At 61.1% G+C, this 21,914-nt stretch carries 14 protein-coding genes, 2 tRNA genes and 2 pseudogenes; 4 read left to right on the forward strand and 14 right to left on the reverse strand.

Features of this window, described 5'->3' with window-relative positions; genetic code table 11:
- Window positions 1–133: 133 nt before the first annotated feature.
- From ACLH0H_RS06235 to rnr, 11 genes are all read right to left on the reverse strand, one after another.
- A complete protein-coding gene (locus tag ACLH0H_RS06235; RefSeq protein ID WP_411381373.1) occupies window positions 134–3,421 on the reverse strand; it encodes a DUF2126 domain-containing protein in 3,288 nt (1,095 codons plus the stop codon).
- A gap of 187 nt (window positions 3,422–3,608) precedes the next feature.
- Window positions 3,609–4,058 carry a hypothetical protein gene (locus tag ACLH0H_RS06240; RefSeq protein ID WP_186692917.1) on the reverse strand — a complete coding sequence of 150 codons (450 nt, stop codon included), beginning with the start codon at window positions 4,056–4,058 and terminating at the stop codon, window positions 3,609–3,611.
- Complete coding sequence (locus ACLH0H_RS06245; RefSeq protein WP_411381374.1) at window positions 4,046–4,975, reverse strand: NAD synthetase; 930 nt, start codon at window positions 4,973–4,975, stop codon at window positions 4,046–4,048. Before ACLH0H_RS06245 ends, ACLH0H_RS06240 begins: the two co-directional genes overlap by 13 nt.
- Before the next feature lie 224 nt (window positions 4,976–5,199).
- Window positions 5,200–7,503, reverse strand: coding sequence for a YgiQ family radical SAM protein (locus ACLH0H_RS06250; RefSeq protein WP_411381375.1), 2,304 nt, complete (start codon window positions 7,501–7,503; stop codon window positions 5,200–5,202).
- A gap of 362 nt (window positions 7,504–7,865) precedes the next feature.
- Window positions 7,866–9,263, reverse strand: a complete 1,398-nt coding sequence (gene dnaB, locus ACLH0H_RS06255) for a replicative DNA helicase (protein ID WP_076951872.1) — start codon at window positions 9,261–9,263, stop codon at window positions 7,866–7,868.
- A 110-nt stretch (window positions 9,264–9,373) separates the two neighbouring features.
- The gene (rplI, locus tag ACLH0H_RS06260) at window positions 9,374–9,820 is read right to left on the reverse strand and encodes a 50S ribosomal protein L9 (protein ID WP_003171376.1); all 447 of its coding nucleotides are present in this window, start codon (window positions 9,818–9,820) and stop codon (window positions 9,374–9,376) included.
- A gap of 18 nt (window positions 9,821–9,838) precedes the next feature.
- Complete coding sequence (locus tag ACLH0H_RS06265; protein WP_411381376.1) at window positions 9,839–10,732, reverse strand: hypothetical protein; 894 nt, start codon at window positions 10,730–10,732, stop codon at window positions 9,839–9,841.
- Window positions 10,733–10,768: 36 nt separating this feature from the next.
- Window positions 10,769–10,999, reverse strand: a complete 231-nt coding sequence (gene rpsR, locus ACLH0H_RS06270; protein WP_002551829.1) for a 30S ribosomal protein S18 — start codon at window positions 10,997–10,999, stop codon at window positions 10,769–10,771.
- Window positions 11,000–11,027: 28 nt separating this feature from the next.
- A complete protein-coding gene (gene rpsF, locus ACLH0H_RS06275; RefSeq protein ID WP_003236224.1) occupies window positions 11,028–11,450 on the reverse strand; it encodes a 30S ribosomal protein S6 in 423 nt (140 codons plus the stop codon).
- Window positions 11,451–11,756: 306 nt separating this feature from the next.
- The gene (rlmB, locus tag ACLH0H_RS06280) at window positions 11,757–12,518 is read right to left on the reverse strand and encodes a 23S rRNA (guanosine(2251)-2'-O)-methyltransferase RlmB (RefSeq protein ID WP_186692911.1); all 762 of its coding nucleotides are present in this window, start codon (window positions 12,516–12,518) and stop codon (window positions 11,757–11,759) included.
- The gene (rnr, locus tag ACLH0H_RS06285; RefSeq protein ID WP_411381377.1) at window positions 12,515–15,154 is read right to left on the reverse strand and encodes a ribonuclease R; all 2,640 of its coding nucleotides are present in this window, start codon (window positions 15,152–15,154) and stop codon (window positions 12,515–12,517) included. Before rnr ends, rlmB begins: the two co-directional genes overlap by 4 nt.
- Window positions 15,155–15,378: 224 nt before the next feature.
- Here rnr and ACLH0H_RS06290 point away from each other — a divergent pair.
- The 4 genes from ACLH0H_RS06290 (at window position 15,379) to ACLH0H_RS06305 (ending at window position 18,429) form a co-directional block, all read left to right on the forward strand.
- Window positions 15,379–15,465 (forward strand) — tRNA-Leu (locus ACLH0H_RS06290).
- Between the two features lie 154 nt (window positions 15,466–15,619).
- A tRNA-Leu gene (locus ACLH0H_RS06295) sits at window positions 15,620–15,706 on the forward strand.
- 144 nt (window positions 15,707–15,850) lie between these two features.
- A complete protein-coding gene (locus ACLH0H_RS06300; RefSeq protein ID WP_411381378.1) occupies window positions 15,851–16,876 on the forward strand; it encodes an extracellular solute-binding protein in 1,026 nt (341 codons plus the stop codon).
- Complete coding sequence (locus ACLH0H_RS06305; RefSeq protein WP_411381379.1) at window positions 16,876–18,429, forward strand: ABC transporter permease; 1,554 nt, start codon at window positions 16,876–16,878, stop codon at window positions 18,427–18,429. The genes ACLH0H_RS06300 and ACLH0H_RS06305 overlap by 1 nt, the downstream gene beginning before the upstream one ends.
- Before the next feature lie 101 nt (window positions 18,430–18,530).
- Here the strand turns inward: ACLH0H_RS06305 and ACLH0H_RS06310 are convergent.
- From ACLH0H_RS06310 to ACLH0H_RS06320, 3 genes and pseudogenes are all read right to left on the reverse strand, one after another.
- Window positions 18,531–19,025 (reverse strand): annotated as a pseudogene (locus ACLH0H_RS06310) (methyl-accepting chemotaxis protein); the annotation flags it as partial.
- A 411-nt stretch (window positions 19,026–19,436) separates the two neighbouring features.
- Window positions 19,437–20,492 (reverse strand): annotated as a pseudogene (locus ACLH0H_RS06315) (methyl-accepting chemotaxis protein); the annotation flags it as partial.
- A gap of 112 nt (window positions 20,493–20,604) precedes the next feature.
- Window positions 20,605–21,894 carry an adenylosuccinate synthase gene (locus ACLH0H_RS06320; RefSeq protein ID WP_124361026.1) on the reverse strand — a complete coding sequence of 430 codons (1,290 nt, stop codon included), beginning with the start codon at window positions 21,892–21,894 and terminating at the stop codon, window positions 20,605–20,607.
- Window positions 21,895–21,914 lie beyond the last annotated feature (20 nt).

The raw sequence follows: 21,914 nt of genomic DNA on the forward strand, positions 1-21,914 counted from the left end.
GAAAAGTCAAAGTCACCACAGTCTAATGTGGGAGCGGGCTTGCTCGCGAATGCGGCGGGTCAGTCAATACACTTATCGGCTGATCCACCGCTTTCGCGAGCAAGTCCGCTCCCACATTTTGGCTTGCGTTCAGTCATTTTTTATTGGGGAAACGCCGTAGGTCCAACGTCATAGGTAATTCATCGTTGATGCTGATTGTTGGCACCGGAAGCTTCCCTGGACTATGCCCCAACCGGAAAAACCTCGCCATCCTCCGGCTCTCCGCCTCATTGGCGTTCACCGGCAAGCTGTCGTAATTGCGCCCGCCCGGATGCGCCACATGATACTGGCAGCCGCCCAACGAGCGTTGCATCCAAGTGTCCAGCAAATCGAACACCAACGGCGCATGCACCGCGATGGTCGGTTGCAGGCAGTTGGCCGGTTGCCAGGCGCGGTAGCGCACGCCGGCGACGAACTCGCCGACGCGCCCGGTGGGCTGCAAGGGTACCGGGAGGCCGTTGCAGGTCAGCAGGTAGCGCTGCGGTGGCAGCCCGGTCAATTTGACCTGGAGGCGCTCGAGGGAAGAGTCCACATACCGCACCGTGCCACCCACCGCGCCCTCCTCGCCCAGCACATGCCAAGGCTCCAAGGCCTGGCGCAGCTCCAGTTCGATGCCATTGACGGCGTAGTCGCCGACCTTGGGGAAACGGAACTCCAGGTGCGCGGCAAACCATTCGGCGCGCAGCGGGTAACCCGCGGCGTTGAGCTCGGCGATCACGTCGGCGAAATCCTGCTCGATAAAGTGCGGCAACAGGAAGCGGTCATGCAGTTCGGTGCCCCAACGCGCCAGTTTCGGCGGTGCATAGGGTTCGCGCCAGAACCGCGCGACCAAGGCACGCAGCAACAGTTGCTGGGTCAGACTCATGCGCGCGTGCGGCGGCATTTCAAACGCACGCAGCTCCAGCAGGCCCAGGCGGCCGGTGGCACCGTCCGGCGAGTAGAGCTTGTCGATGCAGAATTCGGCGCGGTGGGTATTGCCGGTCACGTCGATCAGCAGGTTGCGCAGCAGGCGATCCACCAGCCATGGCGGGCACTCTTCGCCGGGCTCGGGCATTTGCGCGAAGGCAATCTCCAGCTCGTACAGCGCATCGTTGCGCGCTTCATCCACACGGGGCGCCTGGGAGGTCGGGCCGATGAACAGGCCGGAGAACAGATAAGACAGCGAGGGGTGATTATGCCAATAGCTGATCAGGCTGCGCAGCAGATCGGGCCGACGCAGGAAGGGTGAGTCCTTGGGCGTCGCGCCACCCAGTACAAAATGGTTACCGCCGCCGGTGCCGGTGTGGCGTCCGTCGATCATGAATTTCTCGGTGGTGAGGCGGGTTTGCCGCGCCTCTTCGTAGAGGAATTCAGTGCGCTCCACCAACTCATCCCAAGTGGCCGAAGGCTGTACGTTGACCTCGATGACACCCGGGTCCGGCGTGACGCGAAAGTTGCTCAGGCGCGTATCGGCCGGCGGCTCGTAGCCTTCGAACAACACTGGGCACTGCAGCTCTTGGGCGGTCGCCTCGATGGCGGCCACCAGTTCCAGATAGTCTTCAACGCGCTCCAGGGGCGGCATGAACAGATACAGGCGCCCCTCCCGTGCCTCGGCGCACAGGGCGGTGCGGGTCAGCCAATCGGCGGACTCGTCGATTTTTGGCACACGCTCATCGTTCGGTGCGGGTTCGCCATGGTTTTGCAGTTGAGCGGTGCCCGGCAGCTCCGGCTGGTCCTGGTTAGGATCGGTCGGATGCACAAACGGATACTCGGCCGCCGTGACCCAAGGTTGCGAGGCCAGGGGCAGGCGGTAGCCCAGCGGCGAATCGCCCGGCACCAGGCGGCAATGGTTGTCGCGCAGGTACCAGCGCCCGCTCTGCCAGCGGTCATTGGCCGCCGTGCGCGCCAGTGGTAGCACTTGGCCGATGATTTTATCCAGCCCCTGGGCGAACACTTTGCGCAGGCGCTCGCGCTCCAGATCGTCGCTCAGGCGCGGGTCCTGGGCGGTAACGTTCTGCGGCAACGCGCCTTCGCGCCACAGGTAGTAGAAATTATCTTCAAAGGCCGGGAATACAAAGCGCGCAGGCAGTTTGAGGCGTTCGGCGACGCTGGCCAGGAAACGCCCGGCCATGGCGCCGTCGGAACCGTAGTGCTGTTGCTCATCGGCGATCAATGCGCTGTTGTGCCAGATCGGCACGCCGTCACGGCGCCAGTAGCAATTGAGCGACCAACGCGGCAATTGCTCGCCGGGGTACCACTTGCCCTGCCCGAAGTGCACCAGGCCTTGGGGCGCGTAATGTGCACGCATGCGCTGGAACAGCTCGGCGGACAGACGACGCTTGTCCGGCCCGAGCGCAGCGGTGTTCCACTCGGCACCGTCGGGGTCGTCGATGGAGACAAAGGTCGGCTCGCCGCCCATGGTCAGGCGCACGTCGTGCTTGAGCAGGTCGCCATCGATCTGCCGGCCCAGGGCCTGGATCGCCAGCCATTGCTCCTCGGTGTAAGGCTTGGTGACCCGAGGGGCTTCCCAGATCCGTTCCACCGACATTTCGTGGGTGAATTCGCACTCGCACGGTTCCACCAGCCCACTGATCGGTGCAGCCGAGGATGGATCGGGACTACAGGCCAACGGGATATGCCCTTCACCGGCGAACAACCCGGAGGTGGCGTCCAGGCCGATCCAGCCGGCGCCGGGCAAATACACTTCGCACCAGGCGTGCAGGTCGGTGAAATCCACTTCGGTGCCGGAGGGCCCGTCGAGTGCCTTGACGTCGGCGGTGAGCTGGATCAGATAGCCAGACACAAACCGCGCCGCCAAGCCGAGGTTGCGCAGTAATTGCACCAGCAGCCAGGCGGAATCGCGGCAGGAACCGGAGGCATTTTGCAGGGTGAATTCCGGGGTTTGCACGCCTGGTTCCATGCGGATCAGGTAGCCGATATCGGCGGCAAGACGCTGGTTGAGGCCCACCAGAAAGTCCACGGCCGGCAATGGCGTGCGGTCGATGCCGGCCAGGTAGGCAGCAAACTTCGGCGTCAGCGGCAAGGTTTCCAGGTACGGCGCCAACTCGCGCTGTTCATCGGCCGCGTAGCTGAAGGGGATTTTTTCGGCGTAGGGCTCAAGGAAAAAGTCGAACGGGTTGAACACCACCATCTCGGCGACCAGGTCGACTTCGATGCGCAGTTCAGCGGTTTTTTCCGGGAACACCAATCGCGCCAGGTAATTGCCCTGAGGGTCTTGTTGCCAATTGATGAAATGCTGCTCGGGCAGCACTTTCAGCGCGTAGGACAGAATCCGCGTACGGCTGTGGGGCGTCGGGCGCAAACGCACAATTTGCGGGCCGAGTTCGACAGCGCGGTCGTAGCGGTAATGCGTGACGTGGTGCAACGCGACATGAATCGACACGGCGGCCTCCTGCGAGCCAGGGCATGGACACAACGTGCGCAAGACTTATGCCAGAGCGGCCGTCGTTGCGCTTTATCGTAAGACCCGGTGCAGTACAGCACCAAAACGGCGCCAGCGGTGGCGCCATGGTGCAAGTGCCGCACATATTTGTGGCGAACGTGTGAAAGGAGGTGGTGAATCTACCCAGTCACCGGGCCTTGTGCCGGGCGCCGAGGGCTTGACGCAGGTGGCGGATTTCCACGAGCCTAGCGCGCATCTCGCGCTGCCCCTTACTGTTGAGTATCAGCAGCCCGAACAGTGGAAAAACCAGCGCTAACCCATAAAGAACCCGATGAGGGCCGTATTGGATCATCGGCAACACAAACAGCAGGCAGGCGGCGTAGAGACCGACCATCACCCATGCCCAACCGGGCCTGCCCCGTAGAATCATAAAGTTGCTGTGCACCGTGAGCAGCGTGAGCACTGCCCCAGCCAGCATGATCTTGAGCCCCACTTGAGCAAGGGGTGCATCATCAAAATAGGTGACGAACGCCAACGCCATGGCCAACGCCAATGAAAAATACGCCGCAAATACGCCGCTCAGAAACGTCAGAAAGTAATGCTTGAAAAAGTCTCGCAGCGTCATCAATTCGCCCATTCTTTGGCTTCCTCGTACAGCCCGATCGCGATTGTTTTGACGTTTCCGGAGTAGGCGCTCCCGCCGAACCCTATGACTGCACTCAGGGCGTCCTTGATCTGGGTCGTTGTGCCGTGCTTGAGCTGCGTGGGGGTGAAACGCTTGGTGAGTTCACCCGACGCTTGCTTGAGCTTGAGTAGCTTCGAGGTCAATTTGGGATCGTTGATGGTCAACAGTTCTTTGGTCAGCTTGGCTCTTTCCTGGCGATTCAAACCGCGCAGCACTTCACGCAGGCTCTTGCCCGTCGAGGCTTTGGCGGCCCTGACCAGCTTGACCGTCGTCAGGGTCGAAGCGCCCACGCCGACCAGCGACGCTGCGTCGAGCACAATGGAAGCATTCTGGTACCAGCCTTCACTGTCGAGCCAATCGTTGACCTCGGGCTTGGCCACCTCGAGCGTCGTGCGGGCAAGGCCATTGATGCACTGCAGTGAACTCGCGCCCGCCGCCGCATACCCTATCACCACAACGACGGAACTGGCGCCCGCGCTGAACGGCACCAGCAGGGTACCGCTGGCAATCGCAGCCCAACTGATGACCGCGCCCAGGCACGAGATCCCGGTGTTCACCGCCTCGCCGATCAGCCTGGACTCTCTCGGGTTGCTCGCCACATGTTGAGCGAACTGTGTCGGCGCAACGTAGTTTTGCGCCTCCCGCAGGATGATGCGCTTGGGCTGGATGCTGCAGATGGGCTTGAACTCACGCAGGGTGACGATGTTGAAGTCGGCATCGATATACACCACACCCGCGCCGACAATACCGGGGTCGGCGTCGATGGCCGCAAACAGGCGCGGCAGGTTGATCTGGCTTTCAATGCGCTGGCGCGCCATGAACTGGGAGCGGTTGGAGTCCATGCCGATGCCGGCCAGGGGGTTGCCCATGGAGAGGTTCTTCCTTGAAAGGGATGGTGATTGGACTGACGCTATCGCAGGCAAGCCAGCTCCCACATTTTGACTGCATGCTCATGCAGGAACGCGGTCAAGGGTGGGAGCTGGCTTGCCTGCGATAGCAATCTAATGGGCGCCACCTTAACAAACAGGCTACCCGCCTGCCAGAAAGCAAAACGCCAGCACTGAGGCTGGCGTTCCGTTTGTTCAGGCTGCGATCAACGCGGCACCACCGGCTTGCGGGCAGGCTTGCCGCCTTTGCCCTTGGCCGCATCGGTGCGTTCCTTGGCCGCCTGCTTATTGCGCGCCTGCGCCGCGGCCTTGGCTTGTTCGCGCTTGTCCCACGGGTTGCTGCCGTCGCTGCCGCGAGGCGGCAGGCCGGTGTGCTGGGTGAGGATTTTGGTAGTGGTTTCTTTGGCGACCTTGTGGCTGCCGGCCGGCGTCGAGTTCTTGCGACGCGCGCTCTGGTAGCTGTCGGTGCTCGGCTGGTGCAGCGGGATTAACTGCTCCTTGCCCGGCCCGATCAGGTCGGCGCGGCCCATGCGGGTCAGCGCTTCACGCAGCATCGGCCAGCCTTTCGGGTCGTGGTAGCGCAGGAACGCCTTGTGCAGGCGGCGTTGCTCTTCGCTCTTGACGATGGTTACCGCGTCGCTCTTGTAGGTGACCTTGCGCAGCGGGTTCTTGCCCGAGTGGTACATGGCGGTGGCGGTGGCCATCGGCGACGGGTAGAACGCTTGCACCTGGTCGGCGCGGAAGCCGTTGCCCTTGAGCCACAGGGCCAGGTTCATCATGTCTTCATCGGTGGTGCCGGGGTGGGCGGCGATGAAGTACGGGATCAGGTACTGCTCCTTGCCCGCTTCCTTGGTGTACTTCTCGAACATGCGCTTGAACTTGTCATAGCTGCCAATGCCCGGCTTCATCATCTGGTTGAGCGGACCTTCCTCGGTGTGTTCCGGGGCGATCTTCAGGTAGCCGCCGACGTGGTGGGTGACGAGCTCCTTGACGTATTCCGGCGATTCCACGGCGAGGTCGTAACGCAGGCCGGAGGCGATCAGGATTTTCTTCACACCCGGCAAGGCACGGGCGCTGCGGTACAGCTGGATCAACGACGAGTGGTCGGTGTTCAGGTTCGGGCAGATACCAGGGAACACGCACGACGGCTTGCGGCACGCCGATTCGATTTCCGGGCTCTTGCAGGCGATGCGGTACATGTTAGCGGTGGGGCCGCCGAGGTCGGAAATCACGCCGGTAAAGCCCGGAACCTTGTCGCGGATCTCTTCGATCTCGCGAATGATCGACTCTTCGGAGCGGTTCTGGATGATGCGGCCTTCGTGTTCGGTGATCGAGCAGAAGGTGCAGCCGCCGAAGCAGCCACGCATGATGTTCACCGAGAAGCGGATCATGTCGTAGGCCGGGATTTTCTCCTTGCCGTACGCCGGGTGCGGGACACGTGCGTAAGGCATGCCAAACACGTAGTCCATTTCTTCGGTGGTCATCGGAATGGGCGGCGGGTTGAACCACACGTCCACGTCACCGTGCTTCTGCACTAGGGCGCGGGCGTTGCCTGGGTTGGTTTCCAAGTGCAGCACCCGGTTGGCGTGGGCATACAGCACCGCGTCGCCACGGACCTTTTCCACCGATGGCAGGCGGATCACGGTCTTGTCGCGGGTCATGCGCGGGCTGGCCAGTATCTGCACGACCTTGGCTTCTTCCGGGTCGTCAACCGGGCCCTTCTCTTGCTCGATGGCGCAGGCCTGGGTGTCCTGGGTGTTGACGTACGGGTTGATGATCTTGTCGACCTTGCCCGGCCGGTCGATGCGCGTGGAGTCCACTTCGTACCAGCCCGCCGGGGTGTCGCGGCGAATGAACGCCGTTCCGCGCACGTCGGTGATGTCTTCGATCTTGTGGCCCCACGACAAGCGTTGGGCGACTTCGACGATGGCCCGCTCGGCGTTGCCGTACAGCAGGATATCGGCGGTGGCGTCGATCAGGATCGAGTTGCGCACACGGTCCTGCCAGTAATCGTAGTGGGCAATGCGGCGCAGGGAGGCTTCGATGCCGCCGAGTACGATCGGCACGTTCTTGTAGGCTTCCTTGCAGCGCTGGCTGTACACCAGGCTCGCGCGGTCCGGGCGTTTGCCGGCCATGCCGCCGGGGGTGTAGGCGTCGTCGGAGCGGATTTTCTTGTCAGCGGTGTAGCGGTTGATCATCGAGTCCATGTTGCCGGCCGCGACGCCGAAGAACAGGTTCGGCTCGCCGAGCTTCATGAAGTCGTCTTTGGACTGCCAGTTCGGTTGCGCGATGATCCCGACGCGAAAGCCCTGGGACTCCAGCAGCCGGCCAATGATCGCCATGCCGAACGACGGATGGTCCACGTAGGCATCACCGGTAACGATGATGATGTCGCACGAATCCCAGCCAAGCTGATCCATCTCCTCCCTGCTCATCGGCAGGAATGGCGCAGGACCGAAACATTCGGCCCAGTACTTGGGATAGTCAAATAACGGCTTGGCTGTTTGCATGACGGTGACCGGTGTTGAGATGAAAAATCGCGGGCGCGGAATATAGCACAAATTTTGACCAATTCCGACGGTAATGGTCGGAATTGCGATGAGCATAGGTGCCTACACATCTTTTTACAGGCTGGCGAGCCCCCACTGTGGCGAGCGGGCTTGCGCCGCGTTGGGCTGCGCAGCAGCTCTAAAATAAGACTCTGCGGAATGTCTGATACACCGAATTCTGCTTACTGGGGCTGCTACGCAGCCCAACGCGGGGCAAGCCCGCTCGCCACAGAGGAACTCGCCCAGCCCCAACATTTGCCTGTATCCACAAATCATTGCAGGAGCTGGCTTGCCGGCGATGAGGCCCTTACAGGCGCTTGAAACTATTCGTCGTCGTCGAAGTTATAGCTGCCCGGCGCCAGGTTCTCGAAGCGCGTGTACTTGCCGATGAACGCCAGGCGGATAAAGCCGATAGGGCCGTTCCGCTGCTTGCCGATGATGATCTCGGCAATGCCCTTGTGTTCCGTCTCGGGGTGATACACCTCGTCGCGGTACACGAACATGATCACGTCGGCATCCTGCTCGATCGCGCCGGATTCACGCAAGTCGGAGTTCACCGGGCGCTTGTTGGGCCGTTGTTCCAGGGAACGGTTGAGCTGCGACAGCGCCACCACCGGGCAGTTGAATTCCTTGGCCAGGGCTTTCAAGGACCGCGAGATTTCGGAAATCTCGTTGGTCCGGCTGTCACCGCTGGAACCCGGGATCTGCATGAGCTGCAGGTAGTCGATCATGATCAGGGCGATATCACCGTGTTCACGCACCAGGCGACGGGTACGTGCACGCATCTCCGAAGGGCTGATGCCGGCGGTGTCATCGATGAACAGTTTGCGGTCATTGAGCAGGTTGACCGCCGAGGTCAGGCGCGGCCAATCGTCGTCTTCCAGCTGACCCGAACGCACCTTGGTCTGGTCGATGCGCCCCAGGGACGAGAGCATCCGCATGATCAGCGATTCGCCTGGCATCTCCAGGGAGTACACCAGCACCGCCTTGTCGCTTCGCAACACGGCGTTTTCCACCAGGTTCATCGCAAAGGTGGTTTTACCCATGGACGGACGGCCGGCAACGATGATCAGGTCGGAGGGCTGAAGGCCGCTGGTTTTCTCGTCCAGGTCGGTATAACCGGTGGAGATCCCAGTAATGGCCGCATCTGTATTGAACAGGGTGTCGATACGGTCGATCGCCTTGGTCAGCAGGTCATTGACGCTGACCGGGCCGCCGGTTTTCGGGCGGGCCTCGGCAATCTGGAAAATCTGCCGCTCGGCCTCATCGAGAATCTCGGCGGCAGTGCGGCCTTCAGGGTTGAACGCGCTGTCGGCGATTTCGGTGCTGATGCCGATCAACTGACGCAGCGTGGCCCGCTCGCGGACGATCTGGGCATAGGCTTTGATGTTAGCGACGGACGGCGTGTTTTTCGCCAGCTCACCGAGATAGCCCAGGCCGCCGACCTGGGAGGTCTGGCCTTCCTTGTCCAACTGCTCGGCCAGGGTCACCACGTCGATCGGTGAGTTCTGGTCGGCCAGCTTGGCGATGGCGCGGAAGATCAGGCGGTGGTCATGGCGATAGAAGTCACCGTCCGAGACTTGATCCAGCACGCGTTCCCAGGCGTTGTTGTCCAGCATCAAACCACCGAGCACGGCCTGTTCGGCCTCGATGGAATGCGGCGGCACCTTCAGGGCAGCGGTTTGCAGATCGTATTGCTCGGGAGCTGAAATATCGTTCATGGCCACTTGGAATTAGGGGTGTGTAGAAAAACAAAAGGCACGACCTGTAAACAGGATCGTGCCCGATGTTAACCGGCTGGCACGCGAGGTGCCACCCAGTCAGGTGCTGCTTAAGCTGCTACCACGACAACGCGTACGGTGGCTTCAACTTCGGCGTGCAGGTGCACGGCTACGTCGAATTCGCCTACGTTGCGGATGGTGCCGTTCGGCAGACGAACTTCGCTCTTCTGCACTTCAACGCCGGAGGCGGTCAGTGCATCAGCGATGTCGTGGGTGCCGATCGAACCGAACAGCTTGCCTTCGTCACCGGCGGTGGCAGTGATAGTCACTTCCAGCTCAGCCAGTTGGGCAGCGCGCGTTTCAGCCGAAGCTTTTTTGTCTGCTGCGGCTTTTTCCAGCTCGGCACGACGCTCTTCAAACGCAGCCAGGTTGGCAGCGGTTGCAGCGGTGGCTTTGCCGTAAGGCAGCAGGTAGTTACGACCGTAGCCGGCCTTAACGTTCACTTTGTCGCCCAGGTTGCCCAGGTTGGCGACTTTTTCCAGAAGGATCAGTTGCATGTGAAAATCCTCTAACTTTTAACCTTCACCGTTCGCGCTATCGGCATCTTTCGATGCCAGACGTCCGCGAAAATCAATCAGGCCGTCGACAATGGCCAAAACCACGAGTAACGGATAGATCAGCTGCATGAACAACAACATTGTCACGTACATCCCCACCAGCCAGAACTTGGCCAGGCGCTTGCGCGCGACCAGCCCATGAATCAGGGCCAATCCGGAAAACACCAGCGGTACGCTGCAAAACAGCACCATCAGGGCCATCTGTGAACCTAGGTTCGGTCCGATAACCATGAGTGCCAGCAGCAACATCGCCGGGCCCACGGGGATTCTGATACTGCGAAACTCGCGACCAAAACCACCCGGGTTGTACAACAACGCCTGCCAATATCGCCCAAGCATCAGGCTCAGCACGCTGACGATCTGCATCATTACCGCCATCAGGCCGATCAGGGCCGGTGCAATCAGTGTTGCCAGTCGCGCTCGCTCATCTACCGAAAACTGCTGGTAGAGTTCCCCGAAGGCCAGCGGCAGGATCTTGACGATCTCTTGCGCCAGCGCCTCGATTTGCGGGCGGAAAGCCGCGTCAATCAACACCGAAAACACCAACCCCAATGCCACGCTGACCAGCAGCGTGCGGAGCCAGGACTCACTTGCGCGCAAAACCAACGCAAGGCTCGACGACCCCAGCAGTACCAGAAGTACCTTGGGTTCGCCCAGTTGCAGCCACCAGATCAAGGCGGCCAACACTCCCAGGGCCAGGACACCAAAGGCATCCTGCAGACCGCGCCGCAGGAGCACGAGGCATCCAGCGGCGGCACCCAACCAATACAACAACGGCAATGCTGCACATCCAGCCACTACCAGAGTGGCCTGCACACGACCGCGCATGATGAACTCAGCTAAGGCGCGCATGCATTCAATCCCTTACTACTTGTCGACTGCCCGGTCTCAGCGGCCGTGGCTGTCGGTGTAGGCCAGCAGGGCCAGGAAGCGGGCGCGCTTGATAGCGGTGGCCAGCTGACGCTGATAACGTGCTTTGGTACCGGTGATACGGCTTGGAACGATTTTGCCGGTCTCGGATACGTAGGCTTTCAGAGTGTTGAGATCTTTGTAATCGATCTCCTTCACGTCTTCAGCGGTGAAGCGGCAGAATTTACGACGACGGAAGAAACGTGCCATTTGATAGGCTCCTTAAAAGGTCCGTGGATTACTCGTCAGCGTTATCGCTGTTGTCGCTGTCATCACTATCAGCGCTATCAGCGCCTTCGTGCTCAGGACGGTCGCGACGCTCACGGCGCTCACTGCGGTTTTCTTCAGCCTTGAGCATCTCGGATTGGCCGGTAACGGCTTCTTCGCGACGGATGACCAGGTTACGGATCACTGCATCGTTGTAGCGGAAGTTGTCTTCCAGCTCGGCCAGGGCCTTGCCGGTGCACTCAACGTTCAGCATCACGTAGTGAGCCTTGTGAACATTGTTGATTGCGTAGGCCAGTTGACGACGGCCCCAATCTTCCAGACGGTGGATTTTGCCGCCGTCTTCTTCGATCAGCTTGGTGTAACGCTCAACCATGCCGCCGACTTGCTCGCTTTGATCCGGGTGGACCAAAAAGATGATTTCGTAATGACGCATGAATGCTCCTTACGGGTTGTAGCCTGCCGCTCAAAAACGGTCAGACAAGGAGTGAATGACACTTATGGATCCTGCCGCAGAAAGGCACATGCGTGCCTGCCAGGAAGGCAAGGGGCGCAATTGTAGAGAAGGGGGAGAAAGCGCGCAAGGCAATTGGTGATTATTTGAACAATCTTAAAGCACCGCAAAACAAATGTGGGAGCGGGCTTGCTCGCGAAAGCGGTGGATCAGTCAACTAATTTAGCGACTGACACCCCGTATTCGCGAGCAAGCCCGCTCCCACATTTTGACCTGCGCCAGACTTGGTTATTTCTTCGGTATGGCTTTAGCCTTGGCACCACGTTGGCGCCGGGCTTCAAACAAGCACACACCCGTCGCAACCGACACGTTCAGGCTGCTGACGCTGCCGGCCATCGGCAAGTGCACCAGGTAATCGCAATGCTCGCGGGTCAGGCGACGCATGCCCTTGCCTTCGGCGCCCATGATCAGGATGGTCGGGCCGGTGAGGTCCTGGTCATAAATACTGACCTCGGCCTCGCCTGCCGTACCCACGATCCACAGGCCGCGCTGCTGGAGTTTTTCCAGGGTGCGCGCCAGGTTGGTCACGGCCACCAGCGGAATGACTTCCGCCGCGCCACAGGCCACTTTACGCACGACCGGCGTGAGGGTGGCCGACTTATCCTTGGGCACGATCACCGCCAGCGCGCCGGCAGCATCCGCCGAACGCAGGCAAGCACCGAGGTTATGCGGGTCGGTCACGCCGTCCAGTACCAGCAGCAGCGGCGCGCCTTCGGTACGGTCCAGCAGCTCGTCGAGCATGGCTTCACCCCAGACCTGGCTCGGACTGACATCCGCGACCACGCCCTGGTGCACACCTTCCACCCACACGTCCATTTCACGACGCTCGGCCTGGCCAATGGCAACCTTGTTTTGGGTGGCCAGCTCGACCAGCGCTTGTACGCGCGGCTCGCTGCGGCCTTCTGCCAACCACACTTGCTTGACGCGTTTAGGGTGGTGACGCAGCAGTGCTTCTACGGCATGGACGCCGTAGATTTTTTCCAGACTCATGGCTTGGCCTTAGGTTTGCGCGACCCGCCGCTCTTGGCGGGAGCCGAACCCGCCTTGGGCGGGCCTTTACGGTGTTTACTCGGCTTGCTCGACGGTTTTTCCGCCCCTTGGGACTTTCCCCCAGACGCCGCTTTACCACCGCTTTTGGCTTCGTTGAGCAACTGCTGCTTCAATTCGCGGCTCTTGCGCAGCTCGGCATTCTTGGCTGCCGCATCGCTTGGGCGATAGGCCTCAGAGGCCTTTTCCTTGGTCGACGAGCGACGGCCGGGCTTGGCTGGCGCAGGCTCGGTGGCCGCAGGTTTAGCTTTCGCTGGAGCGCCCTTGCCTTTGCTGGCCGGAGTCGCTTCGCTGCCCCGTTTTTTACGACTGCCCGGCGCTTCGGCAGGCTTATCAGGCATGCCGAAGTCGATCTTGCGTTCATCGAGGTCGACGCGCATGACCTGCACTTCCACGGTGTCGCCCAGGCGGAAGCTGCGACCGGTGCGCTCGCCCGCCAAGCGGTGATGCACAGGGTCGAAGTGGTAGTAGTCGCCCGGCAAGGCGGTGACGTGCACTAGGCCTTCGACGTAGATGTCGGTCAGCTCGACAAACAGGCCAAAGCCGGTCACGGCGGTGATGACGCCCGGGAACGACTCGCCCACGCGGTCCTTCATGAACTCGCATTTGAGCCAGTTCACCACGTCGCGAGTGGCCTCGTCGGCACGGCGCTCACTCATGGAGCACTGCTCGCCCAACTGTTCCAGGGCCGCTTCGTCGTACGGATAGATCCGCGCCTTCGGAATGGTCATGGCACCGGCGCGCTTGACGTGCGGGGTGTTCTGCTTGGAGTGGATCACGCTGCGGATCGCGCGGTGCGTGAGCAGGTCCGGATAACGACGAATCGGCGAGGTGAAGTGGGTATACGCCTCGTAATTCAGGCCGAAGTGGCCCTGGTTATCCGCGCTGTACACCGCCTGACTCAGGGAGCGCAGCATGACGGTCTGGATCACGTGGTAATCCGGACGGTCCTTGATGCTCGCGAGCAATGCCTGGTAGTCCTTCGGCGTCGGGCCATCCTTGCCTTTGTGCAGGGACAGACCGAGCTCACCGAGGAAGGCGCGCAGTTTTTCCAGACGTTCCGGCGGCGGGCCGTCGTGCACCCGGTACAGGGCAGGAATCTCGTGTTTCTTGAGGAACTCTGCAGTGGCCACGTTGGCTGCCAGCATGCATTCTTCGATCAGTTTGTGAGCATCGTTGCGCGTCGTCGGGGTAATCGCGGCGATTTTGCGCTCGGAACCGAAGACAATCCGGGTTTCCTGGGTTTCAAAATCGATCGCGCCACGGGTGTGACGGGCGCCCAGCAGCACCTTGTACAGCGAGTAAAGCTGCTTGAGGTGCGGCACCACATCGGCATATTCGCTGCGCAGGGCCTTGGCTTCGCTGGTCTTCGGCGTTTCCAGGATGGTGCTGACCTTGTTGTAGGTCAGGCGCGCCTGGGAGTGAATCACCGCCTCATAGAACTGGTAGTCGGTCATTTCGCCGGTTTTCGAGATGGTCATCTCGCACACCATGGCCAAGCGGTCGACTTTCGGGTTCAGCGAGCACAGGCCGTTGGACAGCTGCTCGGGCAGCATCGGGATCACGCGCTCAGGGAAGTACACGGAGTTGCCGCGCACCTGGGCTTCGTTGTCCAGTGCCGAACCGATCTTCACGTAGCTGGAGACGTCGGCAATCGCGACAAACAGCTTCCAGCCGCCGGAGAACAGACGCAGCTTGCCCGGCTTGGCTTCGCAGTAGACCGCATCATCGAAGTCGCGCGCATCTTCGCCGTCAATGGTGACGAACGGCAGATGACGCAGGTCGATGCGTTTTTCTTTGTCTTTGTCTTCGACTTCAGGCTTGAGCTTGGCGGCTTCTTTGAGCACAGCCTCAGGCCAGACGTGAGGAATATCGTAGGTGCGCAACGCAACGTCGATTTCCATGCCCGGCGCCATGTAGTTGCCGACCACTTCAACGATATCGCCCTGCGGCTGGAACCTCGCGGTTGGCCAGTGGGTGATTTTCACCTCGACGAACTGGCCGACCTTGGCGGCGCCATTGCGACCCGGGGTGATCAGCACTTCCTGCTGGACCTTCGGGTTATCCGGCACCACAAAGCCGATACCGCCTTCTTCGAAGTAACGGCCGACAATGGACTCATGGGCACGGGACACCACTTCCACGATCACACCTTCACGGCGACCGCGACGGTCCAGGCCGGAAACGCGCGCCAGGGCACGGTCGCCATCGAACACCAGGCGCATTTGCGCCGGGCTCATGAACAGGTCATCGCTGCCGTCGTCCGGGATCAGGAAGCCGAACCCATCACGATGGCCGGCGATGCGGCCCAGGATCAGGTCGAGCTTATCCACCGGCGCGTAAGTGCCACGACGGGTGTAGATCAGTTGGGCGTCGCGCTCCATGGCACGCAAACGGCGGCGCAGGGCTTCGAGCTGGTCTTCGGTGGTCAGACCGAACTCTTCAACCAACTGCTCGCGGCTAGCAGGCGAACCCCGATCGGCGAGGTGCGCCAGGATCAGTTCGCGGCTAGGAATAGGGTTTTCATATTTTTCCGCTTCACGAGCGGCCTCGGGATCGAGGGACTGCCAATCGGCCATTAGAGAGTTTTCACCTTGTCTATATGCGGGTTAGTTTGGCATACGCGTATTGAAACGGGAAATTTCAGACGTCATCAAGCCTTTTAAAGCCCTTTGCAGCCCCCGGGAAGCACCTTGCACGACCATTGGCGAAATTTTCCAGGCTTTTTTCATGGCAGGGGTTTACAGCCAAAAGTACGCTGCGTATAGTGCGCGCCATCGACGACGGCAACGTTGTTGATGTTGCCCAGGTGGTGAAATTGGTAGACACGCCAGCTTCAGGTGCTGGTGATCGCAAGGTCGTGGAAGTTCGAGTCTTCTCCTGGGCACCAAATTCAGATCAAACCCGCGAAAGCGGGTTTTTTCGTTTCAGGCCTTTGATTTTCAACGGAAAAACTTGATTTATATTTTCGAATCAGGGGTTTACAGATCAAAAGGCCCTCCGTATAGTTCGTCCCATCAACGGCGCAAGCGCTGCTGATAAATGCCCAGGTGGTGAAATTGGTAGACACGCCAGCTTCAGGTGCTGGTGATCGCAAGGTCGTGGAAGTTCGAGTCTTCTCCTGGGCACCAAATTCAGATCAAACCCGCGAAAGCGGGTTTTTTCGTTTCCGGGGCTAAAAAACTCTACCCCCGATACCTCCCTGCACCGCACTTGAGAAGTTTTATCGTTTATCCTTGCAATGATTTGTTGCATATAAGCGAGGAACACTTCGGATGATGATCCGCGATAACCGACTCACAACATCCCTTCTGCGTGGCCTGACCCTCACCCTGCTCGGCCTGACCCTGCTCTCGCCCACCGCCTATTGCGCCGACAAGATTTCCCTGACCCTCTACAACGGCCAGCACAAAGAAGTCGGCGATGAGCTCGCCAAGGCCTTCGAAGCCAAGACCGGCATTCACGTCAACGTGCGCAAAGGCAGCAGCAACCAGCTGGCCAGCCAAGTAGTGGAAGAAGGCGAGCGCTCGCCTGCCGACGTGATCTACACCGAAGAATCTCCGCCGCTGAACAAACTCGGCGAGCAAGGCCTGCTGGCCAGGATCGACGCCAGCACCCTCGACGTGCTGCCCAAGGATTACGTCGGCACCAACGGCGACTGGATGGGCGTCACCGCACGCACGCGCGTCGTGGCCTTCAACCCCAAATTGATCGCTGAAAAAGACCTGCCGGAATCGGTATTGGATTTCGCCGGCCCCGAGTGGCAAGGCAAAGTCGGTTTCGTGCCCACCAGCGGCGCGTTCCAGGAACAGGCCGTGGCGATCATCAAGCTGCACGGTCGCGAAGCCGCCGAAGAATGGCTGACCGGCCTGCGCGCCTTCGGCAAGGTGTACAGCAATAATATGGTTGCCCTTAAAGCCGTGGAAAACGGCGAAGTAGCCACCGTCCTGGTGAACAACTACTACTGGTTTGCCCTGAAGAAAGAAAAAACCAACCTGGATTCGCAACTGCACTACTTCACCAACGGCGACGCTGGCGGCCTGATCACCGCGTCTTCGGCCGCGGCACTCAAATCCAGCAAGCACCCCAAGGAAGCCCAGCAACTGCTGGCGTTCATGGCCAGCGAAGAAGGCCAGCGCGTCATCACCAATACCTCGGCCGAATATCCACTGCGCAAAGGCATGGAGTCCAACCGCGGGCTCAAACCTTTCAGCGAGCTGCAACCACCGAAAGTCACCCCCGCCGACCTGGGCAACGCCGAAGAAGCCCTGGACCTGGAACGTGACGTTGGCCTGAACTGATGAACCCATCGCTAACCGCTGCGGGGTTCAGCCCTCGGCGCAAACGCCCTTCGATCTGGCTGCTGCTGCCCGTGCTGCTTCTGGTTGGCTTGAGCCTGCTGCCACTGGCGTATGTCGGACTCAAGGCATGGCAGGCCGGCTGGGCGCAGGCGGTGCACCTGCTGTGGCGCCCGTATGTCTTCGGGCTGCTGCGCAATACCCTGGCGCTGATGGTCGGGGTGACCGTGGCCTGCGCCGTTGTCGGACTTTCCCTGGCCTGGCTGCTGGAGCGCAGCAACCTGCCGGGGCGGCGCATCTGGGGAGTGATCCTGTGCCTGCCGTTTGCGGTACCAGCGTTTGTCAGCAGCTTTACCTGGGTATCGCTGAGCGCCAATTTCGAAGGGCTGGCCGGCGCCATCCTGGTGATGAGCCTGTCGAAGTACCCACTGGTATTTCTGCCGGTGGCGGCGACGCTGCGCAATCTTGATCCCGCGCTGGAAGAGTCGGCCCGAACCCTGGGGTTGAATCGCTGGGGCGTATTCTTTCGCATCACTTTGCCGTTGCTGTGGCCATCTCTGTTGGCCGGGGCGCTGTTGATTGCGCTGCACATGCTGGTGGAATTCGGCGCGCTCTCGATCATCGGGTTGCAGACGTTCACTACGGCAATCTACCAACAGTTCGAACTGGAGTTCAGCAACGCGAACGCCGCGATGCTCTCGGCGGTGCTGCTGGTGATGTGCCTGGCGCTGCTGTGGCTGGAGCTGCGCGTGCGCGGCAAGGGCCGCCATGTGCGTATCGGCCAGGGCGCGGCGCGGCATGCCGAGCAGGTCCGGCTGGGCAAGTGGGCAGCGCTGGGCCAGGTGTACTGCCTGGCGCTGGCGATCATCGGCAGCGGCATTCCGCTGGGGATGCTCGGCTATTGGCTGGCGGTGGGTTCCTCCGCGGCATTCCCGGTGGCGCAGATCAGTGAGGCGCTGCTGTCTTCATTGGCACTGTCTCTGGGCGGCGCAGCGCTGTGCCTGGTCCTGGCGGTGCCGGTGGGATTGCTGGTGGTGCGCTATAAAGGCCAGCTGGCGATCTGGGCCGAGCGCCTGCCGTACCTGCTCCACGCCCTGCCCGGCCTGGTGATCGCACTGACCCTGGTGTATTTCGCCCTGCATTACGTGCCGGCGCTGTACCAGACGTCGGCGTTACTGTTGATTGCGTATGCGCTACTGTTTTTGCCGCTGGCCCAGGCACCGATTCGAACGGCACTGAACAAGGCCGCGCCGCAGCTTGAAGAAGCTGCGCGGACACTGGGGGCGTCGTCGTTCAGTGCGTTTTGCCGGGTGACCTTGCCGATTATCTTTCCGGCACTGGGCGCGGCGTTTGCGCTGGTGTTTCTGGATGCGATGAAGGAGCTGACGGCGACGTTGCTGCTGAGCCCGACCGGGCTCAATACATTGGCGACAGCCGTGTGGGCGCATACCTCGAATGTGGAGTTTGCGGCGGCGGCGCCTTATGCGGCGTTGTTGATTCTGGTGTCGGGGTTGCCGGTGTATTTGCTGACGACGCGGATGTATCTGAGCCGCTGAGACCGCTTTCGCGAGCAAGCCCGCTCCCACATTTGATCGGGTTCCAACTTTGGAATGCAGTCAATGTGGGCTTGCTCGCGAAAGGGCCCGAACAGACGACGCTAGGCCCGAAACTGCCCCAAACTCGCCTTCAACTGCGCCGCCAACCCATCCAGCACCTTGCCACTGGCCGTCGTCTCTACCACCGCCTGAGCGGCACGTTCAGCCTGGGCATGGATCACTTCGACCCGCCCGCGCACCGCATGGGCGCCTTGGGCCTGATGTTCAGCCGCACGCGTCGCCAAGCCAATCGCCGCATGCACCTGCTCCACCGAAGCCTGCACCGTCTGCTGCAAGCGCACGCTGTCGCGCAGCACCCGCAAGCCTTCGTCGGCCTGGCGCCCGGCCTTGCCGATGGTTTCCACCGCCTCCCGAGCCCCCTGCTGCAACGCGACGATATGTGCCTGGATGTCCCCGGTGGAGCTTTGGGTCTTGCTCGCCAGCGCACGCACCTCGTCCGCGACCACAGCAAAGCCACGCCCGGTTTCACCGGCACGGGCCGCTTCGATGGCCGCATTGAGCGCCAGCAGGTTGGTTTGCTCGGCGATTCCATGAATCACCGTCAGCACCACTTCAATCTGCTCGCTCTGCTGCGCCAACCGCTCGATGACCTGGGAACCTGCCTGCACCTGGCCTGCCAACGCCTCGATCAAGCCGCCCACTTCGGTTGACGTGCGCGAGTTCTCATCCGTGGCCTGGCGGATATCCACCACCTGCTGCAATGCCGCCTGCATCGCATGACTTTCGGCCTGCGCCTCATCGGCCATCTGCGACAGCGCGCGCAGGCTCTCGGCCACTTCATCGCGCTGCAAGCCTGCCGCGGCATCAGCCCCGGCGTTGCGCAAGGTCATGGCGCCGATTTCTACGCCGGTACGCTGGGCCACATCGCCCGCCTCGCGCACGATGGGCTGCAATTTATCCACAAAGCGATTGACCGCAGACGCCATGTCGCCGATCTCGTCCTTGCTGCTGATCTGCACGCGCTTGGTGAGATCGCCCTCGCCCGCCGCCAGGTCATCCATGGCGGCGATCAACAACTTCAGGCGGTTGACCACACGGCGACCGAGCACAATGGCGATCAGCAGCAATACGCCAAGACCGACCAGCGCCAGGCCCATGCCGATGCGCCAGCGCAAGGTGCCGGCAGCGTCCTGAACTGCGCTGGTGGTGTTGGCGGTCATCTGGGTGGCCGTGGCTTGCGCCGATTGCAGGCGCGCGCCCATGGCGGCAGCGCTGTCGGCCGCTGCGCCTTTGAGGCTGTCGCCGACCAGTTGATCGCCGCTGGCGATCAGCGCGGCGAAGCGCTTGTCCAGTGCCTGCAGGTCGGCCTCGACCGACGCGGTCGACACGCCCATGCGGACTTTGCCGATCTCCACCCCGTTGGGGCTGATGGAGGCCTCGACGTAGTACACGGAAGGGTCGCTCCTGGCCGCATCCAACACTTTGTCCAACGCGCGATCACCAGCGCCCTTGGCCAGCAGCGCCTGGTTGATCGGATTTTCACGATTCAGGTAGCGGGTCAAATGCTCACCCGCCGCGTCGTCATATACCACGAACAGCACGTTGGGATTGCGCTGCGCGCGCCGGGCAAATTCCGAAAGCGTCGGCACATCGTTATCCCACATGGCGCGCGGCGCCACCGAGGCCAGCAGTTGCGCCATATCATTGGCGGAGTCTTTCAAGTCTTTTTCCAGGGTCGCACGCAGTTGCTTCTGCTCTTCCTGCAGGCGCGTCGACAGCCCGGCAGTCAAGCGCTGCCGGGTATTGGTGGACAAGCTATCGAGGCTGGACGTGACTTCCTTGCCAGCCTGCGCCAGCTCGCCGGACAGTTTCTGGCTGTCGATGCCCAGGCGATTGCCCAGATCCGCTTCCAGCGCCGTGACCGTGCTTCTTGTGAGAGCGACGGCTACCAGCACTTGCACCAAAAGAGCGATACCTAGGGTAACGAACACCGGCCGCAACAGACGGCTTTGTAACAATGAAAGAACGGCAGACATCGGGAATCCCTCCACCACGGGTGCCATTAATTTGATAGCACCGCGAAAGAGAGAAACACAGCAAGGGTCGTGCCGCTTGGAGAACTGATACGACAAAGGGCTCCCTGAGGAGCCCTTTGCTTTTTACATCAACAGCTTATTAAGCGAACGGGTGACGCAGAACGATGGTTTCGTTGCGGTCCGGGCCCGTCGAAATAATGTCAATCGGTGCGCCGATCAGTTCTTCTACACGCTTGATGTAGGCACGGGCGTTGGCCGGCAACTCTTCCAGGGTCTTGGCGCCCACGGTCGATTCGGTCCAGCCCGGCACTTCTTCGTACACAGGCTGCAGGCCTACGTAGCTGTCAGCGTCAGTCGGGGCAACGTCATTGCCTTCTGCATCCTTGTAACCGGTGCAGATGTTGATCGCTTCCAGACCGTCGAGCACGTCCAGCTTGGTCAGGCAGATGCCCGAGATGCTGTTCACGTCGATAGCGCGACGCAAAATAACGGCGTCGAACCAGCCACAACGACGAGCACGGCCAGTGGTCGCGCCGAACTCGTGACCTTGCTTGGCAAGGTGTGCGCCGACTGCGTCGAACAGCTCAGTCGGGAACGGGCCCGAACCTACGCGCGTGGTGTAGGCCTTGGTGATGCCCAGGATGTAGTCCAGGAACATCGGGCCAACGCCCGAACCGGTCGCAACGCCGCCAGCGGTGGTGTTGGAGCTGGTCACGTAAGGGTAGGTGCCGTGGTCGATGTCCAGCAGGGAGCCCTGGGCGCCTTCGAACATGATGTCTTTGCCGGCGCGACGCAGGTCATGCAGCTCGGCGGTCACGTCCAGCATCAGCGGCTTGAGCAGCTCGGCGTATTCCTTGCACTCGGCCAGGGTCTTTTCAAACTCGATGGCCGGCTCTTTGTAGTAACCCACCAGCATGAAGTTGTGGTAATCCACTAGTTCACGCAGCTTGTCTTCGAAGCGCGGCATGTTGAGCAGGTCGCCCACACGCAGGCCACGACGCGCCACCTTGTCTTCGTAGGCCGGGCCGATGCCGCGACCGGTGGTGCCGATCTTCAGCTCGCCACGGGCCTTTTCACGGGCCTGGTCCAGCGCAACGTGGAAGGACAGGATCAGCGGGCAGGACGGGCTGATACGCAGGCGCTCACGCACCGGTACGCCTTTCTCTTCCAGCTTGGTGATCTCACGCAACAGGGCGTCCGGTGCAACCACCACGCCGTTGCCGATCAGGCATTGCACGCCTTCGCGCAGTACACCCGACGGGATCAGGTGCAATACGGTTTTTTCGCCATCGATGACCAAGGTGTGGCCAGCGTTGTGGCCACCTTGGTAGCGCACTACGGCGGCAGCATGTTCGGTCAGCAGATCAACGATCTTGCCTTTGCCCTCATCACCCCATTGGGTGCCCAGGACTACGACATTCTTACCCATAACACTTGTCCTCATTCGCG

The organism is Pseudomonas sp. MPB26, assembly GCF_046605355.1.
Taxonomy (GTDB): domain Bacteria; phylum Pseudomonadota; class Gammaproteobacteria; order Pseudomonadales; family Pseudomonadaceae; genus Aquipseudomonas; species Aquipseudomonas cedrina.

Coding starts and splice junctions, on each gene's coding strand:
- ACLH0H_RS06240 (WP_186692917.1), bottom strand. CDS start 4,058: ATGGGCGAATTGATGACGCTGCGAGACTTTTTCAAGCATTACTTTCTG.
- ACLH0H_RS06245 (WP_411381374.1), bottom strand. CDS start 4,975: ATGGGCAACCCCCTGGCCGGCATCGGCATGGACTCCAACCGCTCCCAG.
- ACLH0H_RS06250 (WP_411381375.1), bottom strand. CDS start 7,503: ATGCAAACAGCCAAGCCGTTATTTGACTATCCCAAGTACTGGGCCGAA.
- dnaB (WP_076951872.1), bottom strand. CDS start 9,263: ATGAACGATATTTCAGCTCCCGAGCAATACGATCTGCAAACCGCTGCC.
- rplI (WP_003171376.1), bottom strand. CDS start 9,820: ATGCAACTGATCCTTCTGGAAAAAGTCGCCAACCTGGGCAACCTGGGC.
- ACLH0H_RS06265 (WP_411381376.1), bottom strand. CDS start 10,732: ATGCGCGCCTTAGCTGAGTTCATCATGCGCGGTCGTGTGCAGGCCACT.
- rpsR (WP_002551829.1), bottom strand. CDS start 10,999: ATGGCACGTTTCTTCCGTCGTCGTAAATTCTGCCGCTTCACCGCTGAA.
- rpsF (WP_003236224.1), bottom strand. CDS start 11,450: ATGCGTCATTACGAAATCATCTTTTTGGTCCACCCGGATCAAAGCGAG.
- rlmB (WP_186692911.1), bottom strand. CDS start 12,518: ATGAGTCTGGAAAAAATCTACGGCGTCCATGCCGTAGAAGCACTGCTG.
- rnr (WP_411381377.1), bottom strand. CDS start 15,154: ATGGCCGATTGGCAGTCCCTCGATCCCGAGGCCGCTCGTGAAGCGGAA.
- ACLH0H_RS06300 (WP_411381378.1), top strand. CDS start 15,851: ATGATGATCCGCGATAACCGACTCACAACATCCCTTCTGCGTGGCCTG.
- ACLH0H_RS06305 (WP_411381379.1), top strand. CDS start 16,876: ATGAACCCATCGCTAACCGCTGCGGGGTTCAGCCCTCGGCGCAAACGC.
- ACLH0H_RS06320 (WP_124361026.1), bottom strand. CDS start 21,894: ATGGGTAAGAATGTCGTAGTCCTGGGCACCCAATGGGGTGATGAGGGC.